The 13,776-nt window shown below is 41.6% G+C and carries 15 protein-coding genes; 9 read left to right on the top strand and 6 right to left on the bottom strand.

The features are described from left to right. The first annotated feature begins 1 nt into the window (after position 1). The 3 genes from NFS18_RS00905 (at position 2) to NFS18_RS00895 (ending at position 1,992) form a co-directional block, all read left to right on the top strand. Complete coding sequence (locus tag NFS18_RS00905; RefSeq protein ID WP_251386744.1) at positions 2 to 439, top strand: TadE family protein; 438 nt, start codon at positions 2 to 4, stop codon at positions 437 to 439. Beyond that, on the top strand, positions 396 to 1,238 hold the full coding sequence (locus NFS18_RS00900) for a DUF6382 domain-containing protein (RefSeq protein WP_251386741.1): 843 nt from the start codon (positions 396 to 398) through the stop codon (positions 1,236 to 1,238). The genes NFS18_RS00905 and NFS18_RS00900 overlap by 44 nt, the downstream gene beginning before the upstream one ends. 172 nt (positions 1,239 to 1,410) lie before the next feature. Next, positions 1,411 to 1,992 carry a rhomboid family intramembrane serine protease gene (locus NFS18_RS00895; RefSeq protein WP_251386739.1) on the top strand — a complete coding sequence of 194 codons (582 nt, stop codon included), beginning with the start codon at positions 1,411 to 1,413 and terminating at the stop codon, positions 1,990 to 1,992. Here NFS18_RS00895 and NFS18_RS00890 read toward each other — a convergent pair. Next, positions 1,970 to 2,701: a sensor histidine kinase gene (locus tag NFS18_RS00890; RefSeq protein ID WP_251386737.1), complete on the bottom strand. Its 732-nt coding sequence runs from the start codon at positions 2,699 to 2,701 to the stop codon at positions 1,970 to 1,972. The two genes, NFS18_RS00895 and NFS18_RS00890, sit on opposite strands and share 23 nt — an antisense overlap. A 261-nt stretch (positions 2,702 to 2,962) precedes the next feature. Between NFS18_RS00890 and NFS18_RS00885 the strand changes: the two genes are divergently transcribed. Both NFS18_RS00885 and NFS18_RS00880 read left to right on the top strand, forming a co-directional pair. Then, on the top strand, positions 2,963 to 3,370 hold the full coding sequence (locus NFS18_RS00885) for an HIT family protein (protein WP_251386848.1): 408 nt from the start codon (positions 2,963 to 2,965) through the stop codon (positions 3,368 to 3,370). Between the two features lie 14 nt (positions 3,371 to 3,384). Beyond that, positions 3,385 to 3,948 carry an RNA polymerase sigma factor gene (locus NFS18_RS00880; RefSeq protein ID WP_251386736.1) on the top strand — a complete coding sequence of 188 codons (564 nt, stop codon included), beginning with the start codon at positions 3,385 to 3,387 and terminating at the stop codon, positions 3,946 to 3,948. Positions 3,949 to 4,006: 58 nt separating this feature from the next. Here the strand turns inward: NFS18_RS00880 and NFS18_RS00875 are convergent, their stop codons facing one another. Then, positions 4,007 to 5,074 carry an undecaprenyldiphospho-muramoylpentapeptide beta-N-acetylglucosaminyltransferase gene (locus NFS18_RS00875; protein WP_251386734.1) on the bottom strand — a complete coding sequence of 356 codons (1,068 nt, stop codon included), beginning with the start codon at positions 5,072 to 5,074 and terminating at the stop codon, positions 4,007 to 4,009. Positions 5,075 to 5,163: 89 nt separating this feature from the next. Between NFS18_RS00875 and NFS18_RS00870 the strand changes: the two genes are divergently transcribed. Continuing rightward, the gene (locus NFS18_RS00870; protein ID WP_251386732.1) at positions 5,164 to 6,084 is read left to right on the top strand and encodes a DUF4367 domain-containing protein; all 921 of its coding nucleotides are present in this window, start codon (positions 5,164 to 5,166) and stop codon (positions 6,082 to 6,084) included. Between the two features lie 93 nt (positions 6,085 to 6,177). Next, positions 6,178 to 6,681 carry a DUF6147 family protein gene (locus NFS18_RS00865; protein WP_251386730.1) on the top strand — a complete coding sequence of 168 codons (504 nt, stop codon included), beginning with the start codon at positions 6,178 to 6,180 and terminating at the stop codon, positions 6,679 to 6,681. A 220-nt stretch (positions 6,682 to 6,901) separates the two neighbouring features. On the opposite strand, the gene NFS18_RS00860 is transcribed toward NFS18_RS00865, so the two are convergent. Beyond that, positions 6,902 to 7,144: a TIGR03905 family TSCPD domain-containing protein gene (locus NFS18_RS00860; RefSeq protein ID WP_251386728.1), complete on the bottom strand. Its 243-nt coding sequence runs from the start codon at positions 7,142 to 7,144 to the stop codon at positions 6,902 to 6,904. A gap of 408 nt (positions 7,145 to 7,552) precedes the next feature. On the opposite strand from NFS18_RS00860, the gene NFS18_RS00855 reads away from it, so the two are divergent. After that, complete coding sequence (locus tag NFS18_RS00855; protein WP_251386727.1) at positions 7,553 to 8,341, top strand: hypothetical protein; 789 nt, start codon at positions 7,553 to 7,555, stop codon at positions 8,339 to 8,341. A gap of 123 nt (positions 8,342 to 8,464) precedes the next feature. On the opposite strand, the gene NFS18_RS00850 is transcribed toward NFS18_RS00855, so the two are convergent. The 3 genes from NFS18_RS00850 to NFS18_RS00840 are packed head-to-tail and all read right to left on the bottom strand — an operon-like array spanning position 8,465 to position 12,292. Then, positions 8,465 to 9,991, bottom strand: a complete 1,527-nt coding sequence (locus NFS18_RS00850; protein WP_251386726.1) for a xylulokinase — start codon at positions 9,989 to 9,991, stop codon at positions 8,465 to 8,467. An 18-nt stretch (positions 9,992 to 10,009) separates the two neighbouring features. Next, on the bottom strand, positions 10,010 to 11,467 hold the full coding sequence (locus NFS18_RS00845; protein ID WP_251386725.1) for an ATP-binding cassette domain-containing protein: 1,458 nt from the start codon (positions 11,465 to 11,467) through the stop codon (positions 10,010 to 10,012). A gap of 30 nt (positions 11,468 to 11,497) precedes the next feature. After that, on the bottom strand, positions 11,498 to 12,292 hold the full coding sequence (locus NFS18_RS00840; RefSeq protein WP_251386724.1) for a DeoR/GlpR family DNA-binding transcription regulator: 795 nt from the start codon (positions 12,290 to 12,292) through the stop codon (positions 11,498 to 11,500). Positions 12,293 to 12,681: 389 nt separating this feature from the next. On the opposite strand from NFS18_RS00840, the gene NFS18_RS00835 reads away from it, so the two are divergent. Then, positions 12,682 to 13,713 carry a substrate-binding domain-containing protein gene (locus tag NFS18_RS00835; protein ID WP_251386723.1) on the top strand — a complete coding sequence of 344 codons (1,032 nt, stop codon included), beginning with the start codon at positions 12,682 to 12,684 and terminating at the stop codon, positions 13,711 to 13,713. The last annotated feature ends 63 nt before the right edge of the window (positions 13,714 to 13,776 follow it).

The raw sequence follows: 13,776 nt of genomic DNA, 5'->3' as shown, positions 1-13,776 counted from the left end.
GTTGAGGGACAAGGCAGTAAAAGGTGTGATCACGGTGGAGCTGTCCTATATAATTCCCATAATCTTATCTGTCTTTATGGTGATCATATACACTGTTTTTTATTTTCACGATAAGAATATTCTAATCGGAGCGGCGGCAGAGACTGCGGTATTAGGCGCTCAGTTAGAAAGAAAACCGGATGAGAGTGGTCAAACAGATTTGACTGGATTCTGCAGGCAGAGGATTGCAGGAAAACTGATTCTGTTTGGGGATGCATCTGTAGATGTAGAGGTTACGGATAAATTGGTGACAGTTTCAGCCGCTGCAAACTATAGAAGGATATCAGTGTCGGTGAGGCAGCAGGCACCGGTATTAAAACCAGAAAAGAAGATTCGTATAAAAGAGGTGACGGGAGTTGGAGAAATCGATTCGGATGGAGATAGAAGCCGGGATGAGTAAAGTATGGATGCATATTTATACGCAGGAAGAATATACGGAAGATTATCAAATGCCTATGCTAAGATCAAATCAGATCACAGGTGTGCTTCCGGTAGAAGGATGCGAAGTGGAAGGGGCGGGGCGTTATTCCTATGACATCAGCGGTCTTACTTCATTGAAAGCGTTGTATGAGAAGAAACGGATAAGGAAAAAGGATATTGAGGAAATTATCGGGGACTTGCTTAGGACAGTAGAAGTACTCCGGCAATATATGCTGAATTCAGATTGTCTGCTTTTGCAGCCGGAGTATATTTTCCGTAAAGGCCATAAATGCTATTTTTGTTATCTTCCGGGATATAACGGGGGAATGGGTACAGCTTTACATGAATTGTCAGAGTATTTTGTGAAGATGTTGGATTATGAAGATACAGAAGGTATCTTTCTGTCATATGAATTACATAAGGCAACGCTGCAGGAACACTGCGATTTATCAGGTATTATGAGAGAATATGAAAGACATGAGAAAGAACGCCGGAAAGAGCAGGAAGAAAAGGAAAAAAAGGTTACACAAACAGAAGAAAACTATGGGAATATATTTAGTTTGGAAGAGGAAGAAGAACATGAGGAAACAGAAAAATACGAAAGACAATTTAACAGTCAAAAAAAGTATGAAATGCATGTGGCGGGCGCTGTCTGTGAAGAGGGTATCCGGCTGCCAGTCTGGAGAAAAGCTGTACGGAATTTTCCAGGGAAACGTTGGGGACAATGGAGTGATCTGATTCTGGAAACAGATAGACAAGAAGAGAAGTCTATTCTATAATAAAGCTAATATTTAGGTAGCAGTTCAGTGCAGAACTTTGTACTTGCAGCAAAGTATGTAAAAACGCATGATGGAAAAAAGAATCCGTCCTTTCACCGCAGGCATGAATTATGGGATGCCCGGATGGGTATACAATTCAGAAGTGACGTATGTTATGAAAAGAGGTTTTATTTTGAAAAGGAATCAAAAGGCAGTTATAACAACTACGCTAATTGGAAGTAATGCTGTTGTTTTTGTAATACTGATGTTTCTCGGCAAAACAGAAGATACGCAGTTTATTCTGGAACATGGAGCGATGTACGAGCCGTATGTAATACAAGGGCACGAGTATTACAGGCTGGTAACAAGTATGTTTCTGCATTTTGGGATTGATCACTTGATGAACAATCTGATTATGCTCGGCGCTCTTGGATGGAATCTGGAGCTTGAAATCGGAAAAATCAAGTTTTTGCTGATCTACCTGCTCAGTGGAATCGGCGGTAATCTTTGTTCTTTGTTTGTAAACCAGTTGGAGGGAACCGCCGTTGTATCGGCTGGCGCATCAGGAGCAGTATTCGGTCTCATGGGTGCTTTGGTCTGCGCCGCCATTCAACGGAAAGGATATGTAGGCAGATTGGGTAAGAGAGGCTTAATTCTCATGGTTGTTTTAAGTCTTTATTTTGGTCTGACAAGCAGTGGTGTAGATAATGCGGCGCATATCGGCGGTCTTGTGTGTGGATTTTTACTACAGATTATCTTGGGAGCTTTACAGTAAAGGTACTGCCTGTATTTTCTATAGAAGAAACGGACAGTGAGCCGCCGTGCGATTCCACAATGCGTTTGGCGAGTGCAAGTCCCAGTCCTGTACCGTCTGTTTTGTAGGTCTTAAATGGTTCAAAGATATCTTCCAGATGGTCTTGCGGGATTCCGCAGCCATTGTCGTTCACCAGGATAATCAGAGAATCCTCTGATTGGGAAACACAAAGTGAGATCCTTCCGGAATCTCCGACGGCGTCTCTGGCATTTTTTAGCAGATTTAAAAAGACTTCCTCCAGTTTGATTTTATCTCCTGTAAAATCGTCCAAATCTTCTGGAATGGAGGAAGTGAATTCGATCGAATTGTTCTGACTGTCCAGAGAAATTGCAAAGGAGACCGCAATATTTTTAAGAAGTCTTGAAATAGAGAAAACGGAGTAATTCAGAGAGTTTCCATTGTTAAGTGCGGAAAGTTCATTCAGAAGCTGACAAGTAAATTCTACGTCGCTTAATGTCTGGCTCCAGTGCGGAAATTCCTTGACCTCTGGGTGCTGTACCTGCATAACCTGAAGAGATGAAAAAATCAGTGTCAATGGGTTTCTAACTTCATGTGCAATGGTGGAAACCATGGAATGCTGGTTTTCAAGAAGTTGATTGATGATGTCTCTGGCAGTTTCATTTTCTCGCATCAGTTGGTTCATTTTGTTGATATCAATGTTGTACATCATATCGGTCTGTTCACCCCTTTGTAATATAATAGCAATTTTTATGATTTTATTTATTTTCAGATTTAGTCTACCATGATAAAAAGATGTGTTCAAGAAAAGTCATACGACATCTTTCGACATGGTTTATTTTTTGTAAACAACTTTACTATTCTCTTTTGATAGGAAATGGGATATAATTGATACAATAATATTGGCATGCGTATAGGGTTAGGGTCGATGTCTTGTTGATATTACTATTATATAGAGAAGGAGAGTGTTATGATAAGAGACGAAAATTGTATTTTTTGTAAAATTGCGGCAGGTGAGATTCCATCAGCAACACTTTATGAGGACGAGGATTTCCGGGTGATTCTGGATCTGGGTCCGGCATCAAAAGGACATGCTTTGATTTTACCCAAAGAGCATTATCGGAATTTGTTTGATTTGAATGATGAGCTGGCTGCGAAAGCGCTGGTTCTGGCAAAGAAGATGATCAACAAATTGCGGGATGTGCTGGGCTGCGATGGTTACAATATTGTACAGAACAATGAAGAAGCAGGGGGACAGACGGTGTTTCACTTTCATATGCATTTGATTCCCAGATATGAGGGAGATCATGTAGGATTAGGATGGAACATGGGAGAATTGAATGAAGCAGATAAGGAAGAAATATTGAATAAATTAAAATAATTGTCGGTGTCTAAATGTTAACAGAGAAATGTAATTTTAACGAGATTTATGAGGAATATAAGAATCTTGTTCTGAAAATTGCTTATATGTACTCGGAGGATTATGTTGCGGCAGAAGATATTATGCAAGATACTTTTCTGAATCTGTACAAGGAAATTGATGAGAAACCGCATCCGAATGTAAAGGCATGGCTGTGTACGACTGCGAAGTACCTTGCGATTAACTATAAGAAACAGGCGGCAAGGAGAGAAGTGAAAGAGGTTTCTGTAGTAGAAATCATGGATCCGGATGGCAATGACTTTGAGGTAAACAGAGAAAGTACGGAAGAGGAATACTTTGGGGAACTGATAGAAAAAGAAAGATACAATCTTCATGAACGTATTTTCAGTCATCTTGTGGAGAAGAACCCGAAATGGTATGAAGCAATTATGCTCGTTTGTGTACAAGGATATCTGCAAGTAGATGCAGCAAAGAAAATGAATATGAGTGAAGACGCATTTTATGGAATGCTGCACAGAGCAAGAACGTGGATCAAAAAGAATTATGGTGTAGAGTATGATGAATTGAACCGGTTTTAAGAGAAAGCAGATGCCAGTAACCGGTATCTGCTTTCCGGTGTTGTATTTAGGAAAAGAATTAATTCTGTGTCAGTTCCTGCACCAGATCAAGTATGGTCTGGATGGAGTCCTGCTGACCGGAATCACGCATAGCATTCATATAGCTGCTGCGGTTTTCATAGAGCTTACAGACGGCATCAAGAAGAGTCTCTTTTGAAACCTCTTCTTCTTCTAGCACGATACTAAAGCCCTGACGTTCAAAGGAGCGTGCATTTAGAATCTGGTCGCCGCGGCTTGCGTTTGCAGAAAGAGGGATCAGAATATTCGGTTTACGTAATGCCAGCAATTCGCAGATTGCATTTGCACCGGCACGTGAGATTACAATATCAGCAAGAGCAAAGATATCGCGAAGTTCAGTTTTTATATATTCAAACTGCTTATAACCCTTTGTGCCGTTAAATGATCCGTCTATTTTTCCCTTACCGCAGAGGTGTACGATCTGGAAAGTCTCAAGCAATTCCGGGAGTGCGGCGCGTACGGCATTGTTGACTGCAACGGCGCCGAGGCTTCCTCCTATTACAAGGATGACTGGTTTGTCGGCGGAGAATCCGCACAGGTCCATAGCGGCAATCTTATTGCCGGAGAGTAATTCCTGGCGAATGGGAGACCCGGTCAGAACAGCTTTGTCTTTTGGGAGATGATTAAGTGTCTCAGGGAAATTACAGCAGACCTTTGTCGCAGACGGAATAGCAAGCTTGTTGGCAAGTCCGGGTGTCATGTCGGATTCGTGGATGATAACCGGAACTTTGCATTTTTTTCCTGCAAGTACAACCGGAACAGAGACAAAACCGCCTTTGGAAAAGATAACGTCCGGCTGAAGATCGTGAATCAGCTTTCTGGCTTCGCCCAGACCCTTGAGTACACGGAACGGGTCCGTGAAGTTCTGAAGACTGAAGTAACGGCGCAGCTTGCCGGAAGAGATACCGTGGTAAGGAATGCCGAAGGGCTCGATCAGCTCTTTCTCGATTCCGTTATAAGAACCAATGTATTGAATATCGTAGCCAAGTTCCGTTAATTTTGGAATCAGGGCAATATTTGGAGTGACATGACCGGCAGTTCCTCCGCCGGTTAAGATAATCCGTTTCATATAAAAACCTCCAGAATGAAAATTATTTCGTCATAAATTCATATTAACCTTATTTAAAGAAAAGTCAAGAAAAAGTGAGAAGCAAAGATATGGAAAATTCCCAAAAACGATCACTGCAAAGAGAAATCGAAAAAGATATACAACAGATAGAGAAAGAAATTGCCAGCCGTCCCGAACTGGATCAGATTCATGTGACAAAAGAGATGGATGAAGTCTTAATGTCCAAAATCCGGGAATATGAGAAGGAAAAGGCAGAGGCGGAGAAAGCGGCAATTAGCAGGGACGGAACAGAGAGAATTAAGGAAAAGAAGCTTAATAAAAAAGTACTGGATATGGAAGTTTCCGAAGAACTGGCTCCGGATGTGGAGCTGATTTCAAAAATGAATTTCATTCCCGATGCTGGGAAGAGTACTGTAATTAGGTATAAGAGAAGACGGGTCCGTTGGATTGCAGCATTGGCAGCAGTACTTGTTCTGGCGCTTGGACTTGGTATGACAAGTATAGGAAGTAAGTCTTATTTGAAAGAATTGTTGGATGTACTGATGGGAGAAGAATCAGCGAGGATGATCGATGTTGAGGATATGGATAAGAAAGATAGCGAAGATATTGATGAAATGCAAGTCTATCAGGAAATCGGTGAGAAGTTTGGGCAGACTCCGGTATGGATGAGATATAAACCGAAGGAGATGATCGTAGCAGATTATGATATTGATGAAAAACTGCAATTGGCAAGATTGATCTTTAGCTATAATGGGGGAACTGTTCGATACTCCATTTACGCAAGTCAGGAAGATTCATCCTGGGCGGAAGGGGAAGATGATATAATAGCAGAAGAGTATATAAGAGAAATAAACGGGGTTGAGATTGAGGTCGATGGAATTAACAAGCCTAATCAGAAAGAACAGACTAAGGCGGCAAGATTTGAGTATAAAGGAATGCATTATGAAATAAAAGGAAATATAGAAGACTCAGAATTTGAGAAAATATTAGAGAATTTATATTTTTTATAAAAAAATTTAAAAAAACGCGTAAGGATTTTCCTCTTTGGTTGTCTTATTAGTAAAGGGAAACAAATAGGAAGCAAATACAGGAGAATACAAAGGATGAAAAAGAGACTAATATCAGTAATTGGTATGCTGGCTGTTGTAAGCACAATGCTGTTTGGACAGGTTTTGAACGCTGCGGCAGAAGAAAGTGATATGAAGCTGGTAGACGGTTCATATTTGACGATGGAAGATTCCTCGGAAGGGAGTACAGCTTCCAATCCAATGCTGCGCGGAGAGCACCTGATGGACGGCAACAGCGGAATTTCCAAAGCCGGAACGGGTCGTATCTATGCATATGGAGCAACTACAGCGAACCATCAAGTGGATTTTATAGCCGTTATTGTTTATGTAGAGCAATATAATGAAGAGAAGGACGCATGGGGGCAAGTTGCAACCTGGACAGTGGAAGATCAGAATACCTATTATGTATCGACAGGAAAAACTATATTGGTAGACAGAGGATATTATTATCGTGTGCACTGTGACCACTTTGCAGGAAATAAATCACAGCCAATGTATGACCAGAATTTTTCCTTCACAAATGGTATCTTTATACCATGACAGTCAATAAGGCAGAATATTAAAAACAGAATAAGATTCCCCTCAAGCATCGAAAGCAGCCGCCGTGCTGCTATCAACAGGAGCAACTATTAACTGACGTAATTAATAGAAGTAAAAAAACCTGTGCCGAGAAAACACCACTAATTTTCATGATACATACGGCGGCTGCTTTCGGCGCTTGAGAAGGAATTTATAAGAAATGCAAAGAAGCAGCTGGGGATTATTGCCTGGTTGCTTCTTTTAATGCCTGTGCGAGCTGGTCAGGGCAGGAAGTTGCTTTGAAGCCGCAGTGAATCCCTTCAATCCGGGAAATTGCTTCATTGACATCCATTCCTTCGATCAGACGGCCGATTCCCTGTAAATTACCGCTGCATCCGCCGAGAAAAGATACGTTCCTTACTTTATTGTCTTCAATATCAAAGCTAATCTCTTGTGAGCATACACCTCTTGGTCTATATTTCATAGCTGTCATCCTCCTTTAAAAATCCAAAGCATGTTTTGTATTTTCAGAATCATTTGGCTTGATCCTACTATTAGTGATTATAACAAAGCCTGAGAAAAAATACTAGTTGTTAATTTTCGTAAGCCATATTTCGGCACCACATAGCAAGAAAGGACATAAAAGGAGCAGCCTTTTCTGAAGTTCACAAAACAGGGGGACATGCATTTACGCTGAGATAAAAACCTCTGTTAAAAGGGGGTGAAAAAGCACAACAGGGAAGCTCTTTTTTTAAGGGGAACGGCTGCAGTAATGTAGAAAAATGTCGGACGCTTTTTGAGGAAAAATGTGAAAATGCAAGGTATAATAGCCTCAACACAATGTAGGGGAAATTGTGATAAATATAAAACAAAATAACAGGAGGGCTTCGTTATGTTTAATGAGGTAGTGACGGACACGAACATTGTATTTTATCTTATGATTGCAGTCGGTGTCACAGGGGTGCTGGCAAAGCTGGTGAATCAGTTCACTCTGCGTCGTATGGTGAGAGCAGCGGGGAATATGTCCAAGAGCACACACAAATTGATAAAACTGGTGCGCGCAAAATATGAACATGCATGTATGCTGCATGACAGGGTAGAAAATATAAGCGCATTTGTGGAGAAATACATATATGAGTACCGGGGGTTTTTGTTCCGGATACATACGTGGAGACAGTTAGAGATACAGACGGTTTGGTTTGCGGGAATACTGGCGGCAGTGGGTACGATTTCCCATTATATGGCGCACGGATTCTGCGAACAGGTATATCAGTATGCAGCCATAGGCGCGGCAGAAATGATATTACTTTTCGTAATCGGACAGTTGTCGGACGAGCAGTATAAGATCGAGGCAGTAAAAAACTATATGGTCGATTATCTGTCAAATGCCTGTGTACGAAAGACACGCAGAACACGGCAGCAGGAGAAAGAGCGGATTGATGTAATCCAGCCTGACACTGCGGCAGTACGCCATAATGTGAAAGGGAAGGAAAAAGAAGAGATGGCAGAAGCAGGACCGGAACTGTCTATCAATATTGAAGGAGAACCACGGCATGCGCAGCAAGGGGAGGCTGCCCGTCAGGTCATCCGTAAGGCTGCCAGGGAGAAGCCTGAGGAAGGCGGAGAATCCGCTTTGAAGGAAGAGACGATCCGGCAGATATTAGAAGAATTTCTTGCCTGAATATTTATTATTAAATTTTGTTACGATATGCAATAAAAGAGGGACAACAGGAAAATGATTTATTTTCCTGTTGTCCCCTTTGCACTTGATATAATTGTTACTGTGCATAGTCAAAATGCACATTTACAGACGTATTTGATTCATTTTATCTCCGAGCCGGGCAAGTGTCTGAGTCCACTCATCGTATATTTCCAAAAGTTTTTCATAGAATGCTGCATTCTCAGGAACAGGCTCTAAGTGATCCTCTATTTTGTGTATAGACGGTATCCTGTCATATCCATTCCAGAGACCGCAGGCATTTGCCGCAAGCGCGGCTGCCCCGAGGGAGGCGGCATCCTGGTCGATGTTGGTCTTGATGACAGGCATATTGTAAATATCCGCAAAAATACGGCGCCATACTGCGCTTTTGCTGCAGCCGCCGCATAAAAGCATTTCTCCGGAAACCGCAGTCTGGCTAAGAAGAATGTCCAGCGTTTTCCGCAATGCCATAGCCACACCCTCCATGGAAGCACGTATAAGATCTTCTCTTGTATTGCCGAGTGTAATTCCCATAAAGCTGCCGTTCAGATTTGGGCTTGGCTCCTGGGCGCTCCCGCCGGCAAGGCTTGGGTTGAACAATATTCCGTTAGCTCCCGGAGGCGCTGCTTCAGCCATCTGGTTCATAATATCATACGTTTCTGTGTCATCAGGATGATCCATTAACAGTCGGTCACGTACCCAGCGGAATGAATTGCCTGCTGAAAAAATAGAAACAGCAGAGGTATAGTATCCTTTTCTGGCATTCGCAAATACAAAAGGCCGTGTTTTAAGGTCGGTAACAGGCTTCTGAGAGGTAACTGCGATCCAACTGGAAGAACCGAGGGAAGTATAAGCAACTCCTTCATCTAATCCGCGGGCGCCCAGAGCCATACAGGTGTTGTCTACAGCTCCGCATGCAACAGGTGTTCCTTCACAGAGACCACATTCCTCTGCCGCAATTTTTGTTACATAGCCAATGACAGAATCGGAGGGGCGGATTTCGGGGAAAATCTCCCGAGGAATTTTTGCTGCTTTAAAAAAGCGGTCTTCATAGTTCCAGTTCAGCAGATTAAAAACGCCAAAACCGGAGGCATAAGAAGGATCTGTGCAGATCGTTCCGGTTAACTTGTAGTTAATGAAATCTTTTGAACCGAGAATTTTGTGCGTTTGGTCAAAAATATCCGGCTGATGCTGTCTCATCCACATCAGTTTCAAAATGGTATAACATTCTTCAGGATCACCGTTTCCGGTAGTTGTGTACCAGTCTTCATAGGATAAGTCTTTGAAGAATTCAGGAATTTGATCTTCTGCGCGCATATCGCACCAGATCGGAACCTGTTCCAATAATAGTTTTCCGTCCTTATCCAGAGGGACAGCGACAAGACTGTGTCCTGAAAGCGCAACACATGCAATTTCTTCTGCAAGACAGCCGCTTTGCTCCAAAAGAAGATGGGTGGCATGGCAGACACCTGCCCACCAGTCCATCGGACGCTGCTCCGTGAACTTATCTTTGGGGAAGAAAGTCTCATATTGCTGAAACACTTCGGCAAGTGAATTTCCATCCACGTCAAACAAGGAGGCTTTGATACCTCCGGTTCCCAGATCATAAGCAATCAGTTTATTTTTTTTCATATCCATTCGTCCTTTGCATTATTCTAATTCTTTAGACAGAGTCTCGGCTGAAAGGTAATTTGTTGAATAATTTCCTGCCTGACACCCATTCTTTACGAGAATAACGCGGCTGCTCATGCCGATCATTTCTGAATAATCAGAGGATATCAGAAGGATCGATGCTCCTTCTAAAGCCAATGCATTTAGAATGTTATAAAAATCCAGTTTACCTGTTGAATCCAGGTTTTTGGTTGGTTCGTCATATATGTAAATATTAGCCCGCTTAAAAAGCGAACGGGCAAGAATGACCTTTTGCTTGGTTCCGGTGCTCAGATACATCGGCGGGGTGTGTATATCCGCATCCTTTATATGTAGCTTCTGAAAATAATGCACTCCATAGGAACGCATTTTCTTTGCAGAAGTAAAAAGATGTTCCCGTGTCCGTCTAAAATCGGATGCCGTGATATTAAATGGTATTGATTGTGTTGCAAAAAGCATTTCATAAGCAGGACTGTCACTGATCAGGCTGATAAGCGGCTGCTGTTTGCTTTCCGGAAATGTAACAGAACCTCCGGTGATTCCCTTTTTGTGTAAAAGCGCTGAAATAAGGGATTCCTTCTGTTCTTTTTTCAGACCGGCAATGCTGACAATTTCTTTTCGGTGTATAGAAAAGTCTATACCGGAAAGAAAATCCGTGGAGAGTGAGCTGATATTTATAACTTCTTCTTCAGGGGACAAATGCATTGTTGGATATGAAAAGCTCATTTTTAAACGTTCCAGGTAAGCTTGACTGGATGGCGCTGCAAGCTCATCCACTGTAAATGTTGCCTCAATCTGTCCGTCGCTCATAAAGGAAACTCTGTCACAATGGTTCAAAAGGACAGAGTAATTGTGAGTGATCAGAAGGATGATACGGTCCTTTTTATATTCTTCCAAAAAATGGAAGAGCATTTCGATTTCCGTGTTTGTCAGCATGGCAGATGGCTCGTCCAGGATCAGAACCTTGGGATTGCAGATTAGAATCCTGCAGAACTGTATCATCAGCTTTTCCATTGCGGTCAGAGCAGAGACAGGGGCGTTTAAGTTCAGAGATTCCAGACCGAAGTTTTTTAGATAAGAACGGCATACGGAATCCAGCTTTCGCACGGACGGCGCCCAAAAGCAACGCTTCTGTATATGTTTTTCTACTCCCATTGTAATATTGTCCCGTACAGAGAGATCTGGAAAAAGCACCGGCTCTTGCTGCAGGATATAAATCCCCTCTTTCTGAGCGGAATAAGGGTCGGAAAAGTGAAGCTCTGTCCCGTCCAGAAAAATGGAACCATTGGTTTTGCTCCGCACACCGGAAAGAAGCTTGGCAAATACAGTTTTACCTTCCCCGTTATTGCCGATGATAGCATGCACTTCACCTGAATAAGCTGTAAAATCAATATCTGTAAGCAACGTCCGGTCAGCAATTTTAGATAATGACCTTGTTTGTATACAAAAGGATTTCATAATAAACTCTTCAATTCTTCAAAATAAAAATTAAAAGTTAATTGGTTTCAGATCATATGTTGTATATATTTGTATTTTATGTTTTAAAAAATATTGTTTATAATCGTCTGGAATAGCGGGGGTTGTAACGATTGTAGCCGCAAAATCGAGACTTCCGATCTTCATGAATGCCCGCTGATTATATTTGGTATAATCAAAAACCATGATTGTTTCACGGGAACGAGTTTTGATCATGGAAATTAAATCATATACCGGGCGGTCAGATAAGGTATATCCTGCGTTCATATCAACACCATCAATGGAAAAGAAAGCCTTATCAAGATACATGTTTTCAAATTCCTTTTCCAGGTTGTCAGGAATCGTATAGAAGCCGGGGTATTCCACTTGTCCGCCCCAAAATATCACACGGATCCCGGGAGAGTTATATAGTGCCTGAGCTACTAAAAAATTGTTAGTTAAAACATTGATGTTAATACGGTCCCGCAGGGCACATGCAATATAATAGCTGGTTGTTCCCGGTCCGAGAAAAATCCATTCCCGTTCATTGATCAACTGTGCTGCAGTCCGTCCAATGTCCTCTTTATTTTTATCATACTCTGTAATCTGATTAACGAAGGAGGTACCGACGGGAGTATCCGTTTCTTTGGAATTGAGGGTTGCCCCGCCGTGGAAACGGGTAAGAAATCCTTCCCGTTCTAATTCTTCCAGATCTTTGCGGATCGTTGCATCTGTAACCTCCAGAAGATTACTGAGCGATGAAACCTCAATTTGGCGGCAGTCCTTTAAAATCTCTTTGATTCGCCTGTGGCGTTCAACTTTAAACAAAATTTCCACCTCTATAATAAATGATATGTAAATAAATATCCGGTAAAACTAATCTAGTTACTATCATAATATCATAAAGAAATACGGATAGCAAACAAAAAGAAGAAAAAATAAATAAAATGATACAAAACGAAAGAAAACGAAAATGCATGTTAAAGGGTGTAAAAAATACACAAATTTTACTGTGAAAACTGGATATTCCAGAAATGATATATGTATATTTTATACAAAAAAGAAAGCTAAAAACGCAAAAAAACGAAAAAAATTTAATTCAAAACAAAATAAAACAAAAAAATAAAATGACAAACGAAAGCAAATGTGATATAGTGAAATCAGTTAGACGAGCTCGCAATGAAAGGTAAAAATAACAAAGAGAGGAAGAAAAGAATATGAAAAAGAAAATTATTTCAATGATATTGGCAGGAGTTATGGCAGGAACACTGGTATTGACAGGATGCAGCAGCGGAGAAAAACCGGCGGAAGAAGAAAAAACAGAAACCACGGAAGAGAAAAAAGACGATGGAAAGTATGTGATTGGTTTTGCAAATGCATCTGTATCTAACAGTTGGCGTGTTAAAATGCGTGATATGCTGATGGAAGAGGCAGAGAAGCTGGGAGTTGAAATTGTTGAGACAGATGCACATGATGACGCAAATACTCAGAACAGCAACATTGAAGCAATGCTGCAAAAGGATCTGGATGCAATTCTGATCACACCGGCAGTAGAGGATGCAGTTAACCCGGGGATCGAAGCAGCTTATGCTTCAGGGATTCCGGTTATCCTGTTTGACAGAACAGCTACAACTGAGGACTATACACATTTCGTAGGCTGGACAGATGAGAACAACGGAGCGGCTTGTGCACAGATGGTTGTAGATGCGATCACAGAGAAAAACGGCGAAGCTAAAGGCAACGTTATCGCACTTGATTCTATTGCAGGTTCTGGTACAGATAACGGACAGAAAGCAGGGCAGGAAAAAGTATTCTCCCAGTATCCAGACATCAAGATTATTGACAGACAGTATACAGATTTTGAAGCATCAAAAGGCAAGTCAGTTATGGAAGATTTTCTGAGCAAATATGGTGAAGGTGAGATTGACGCAGTGATTTCACAGGACGGAGTCGTAACATTGGCAGCATGGGATACAATTGTAGAGGCAGGAAGAGACGATGAAGGAATCATTGTTGTAAACGCAGATGGAATCAACGGAGTCGCAAAGAATGTAAAAGACGGTGTATTCTATGGATTTACACAGTTCCCGTGTGCGGCATCTGTAGAGGCGCTTCATCTGGCGATTGATACGCTGGAAGGCAAAAATCCGGAAGAAAAGATTGTCATCAAGGAGCCGATTACTGTTACAGCAGAGAACATTGGTGAATATGTAATTGAAGACGGAGATGATTTTGACTGGACATATTAATGACAGACTAAAACAAAATACGAGTTATAAAAAGTGGTAACAAAGTAGAAAGGCATGGAGGAA

Source organism: Mediterraneibacter agrestimuris, from assembly GCF_943193195.1.
Classification (GTDB): Bacteria; Bacillota; Clostridia; order Lachnospirales; family Lachnospiraceae; genus Schaedlerella; species Schaedlerella agrestimuris.
Note: the sequence above shows the minus strand (reverse complement) of the source record. Positions and strands in the feature narration are given on the sequence as shown.

Bases quoted from the DNA above. Each gene is read 5' to 3' on its own strand.
- NFS18_RS00870 (WP_251386732.1), top strand. From the start codon at position 5,164: ATGGAAAATTCCCAAAAACGATCACTGCAAAGAGAAATCGAAAAAGAT.
- NFS18_RS00860 (WP_251386728.1), bottom strand. From the start codon at position 7,144: ATGAAATATAGACCAAGAGGTGTATGCTCACAAGAGATTAGCTTTGAT.
- NFS18_RS00880 (WP_251386736.1), top strand. From the start codon at position 3,385: ATGTTAACAGAGAAATGTAATTTTAACGAGATTTATGAGGAATATAAG.
- NFS18_RS00890 (WP_251386737.1), bottom strand. From the start codon at position 2,701: ATGATGTACAACATTGATATCAACAAAATGAACCAACTGATGCGAGAA.
- NFS18_RS00855 (WP_251386727.1), top strand. From the start codon at position 7,553: ATGTTTAATGAGGTAGTGACGGACACGAACATTGTATTTTATCTTATG.
- NFS18_RS00875 (WP_251386734.1), bottom strand. From the start codon at position 5,074: ATGAAACGGATTATCTTAACCGGCGGAGGAACTGCCGGTCATGTCACT.
- NFS18_RS00835 (WP_251386723.1), top strand. From the start codon at position 12,682: ATGAAAAAGAAAATTATTTCAATGATATTGGCAGGAGTTATGGCAGGA.
- NFS18_RS00845 (WP_251386725.1), bottom strand. From the start codon at position 11,467: ATGAAATCCTTTTGTATACAAACAAGGTCATTATCTAAAATTGCTGAC.
- NFS18_RS00850 (WP_251386726.1), bottom strand. From the start codon at position 9,991: ATGAAAAAAAATAAACTGATTGCTTATGATCTGGGAACCGGAGGTATC.
- NFS18_RS00865 (WP_251386730.1), top strand. From the start codon at position 6,178: ATGAAAAAGAGACTAATATCAGTAATTGGTATGCTGGCTGTTGTAAGC.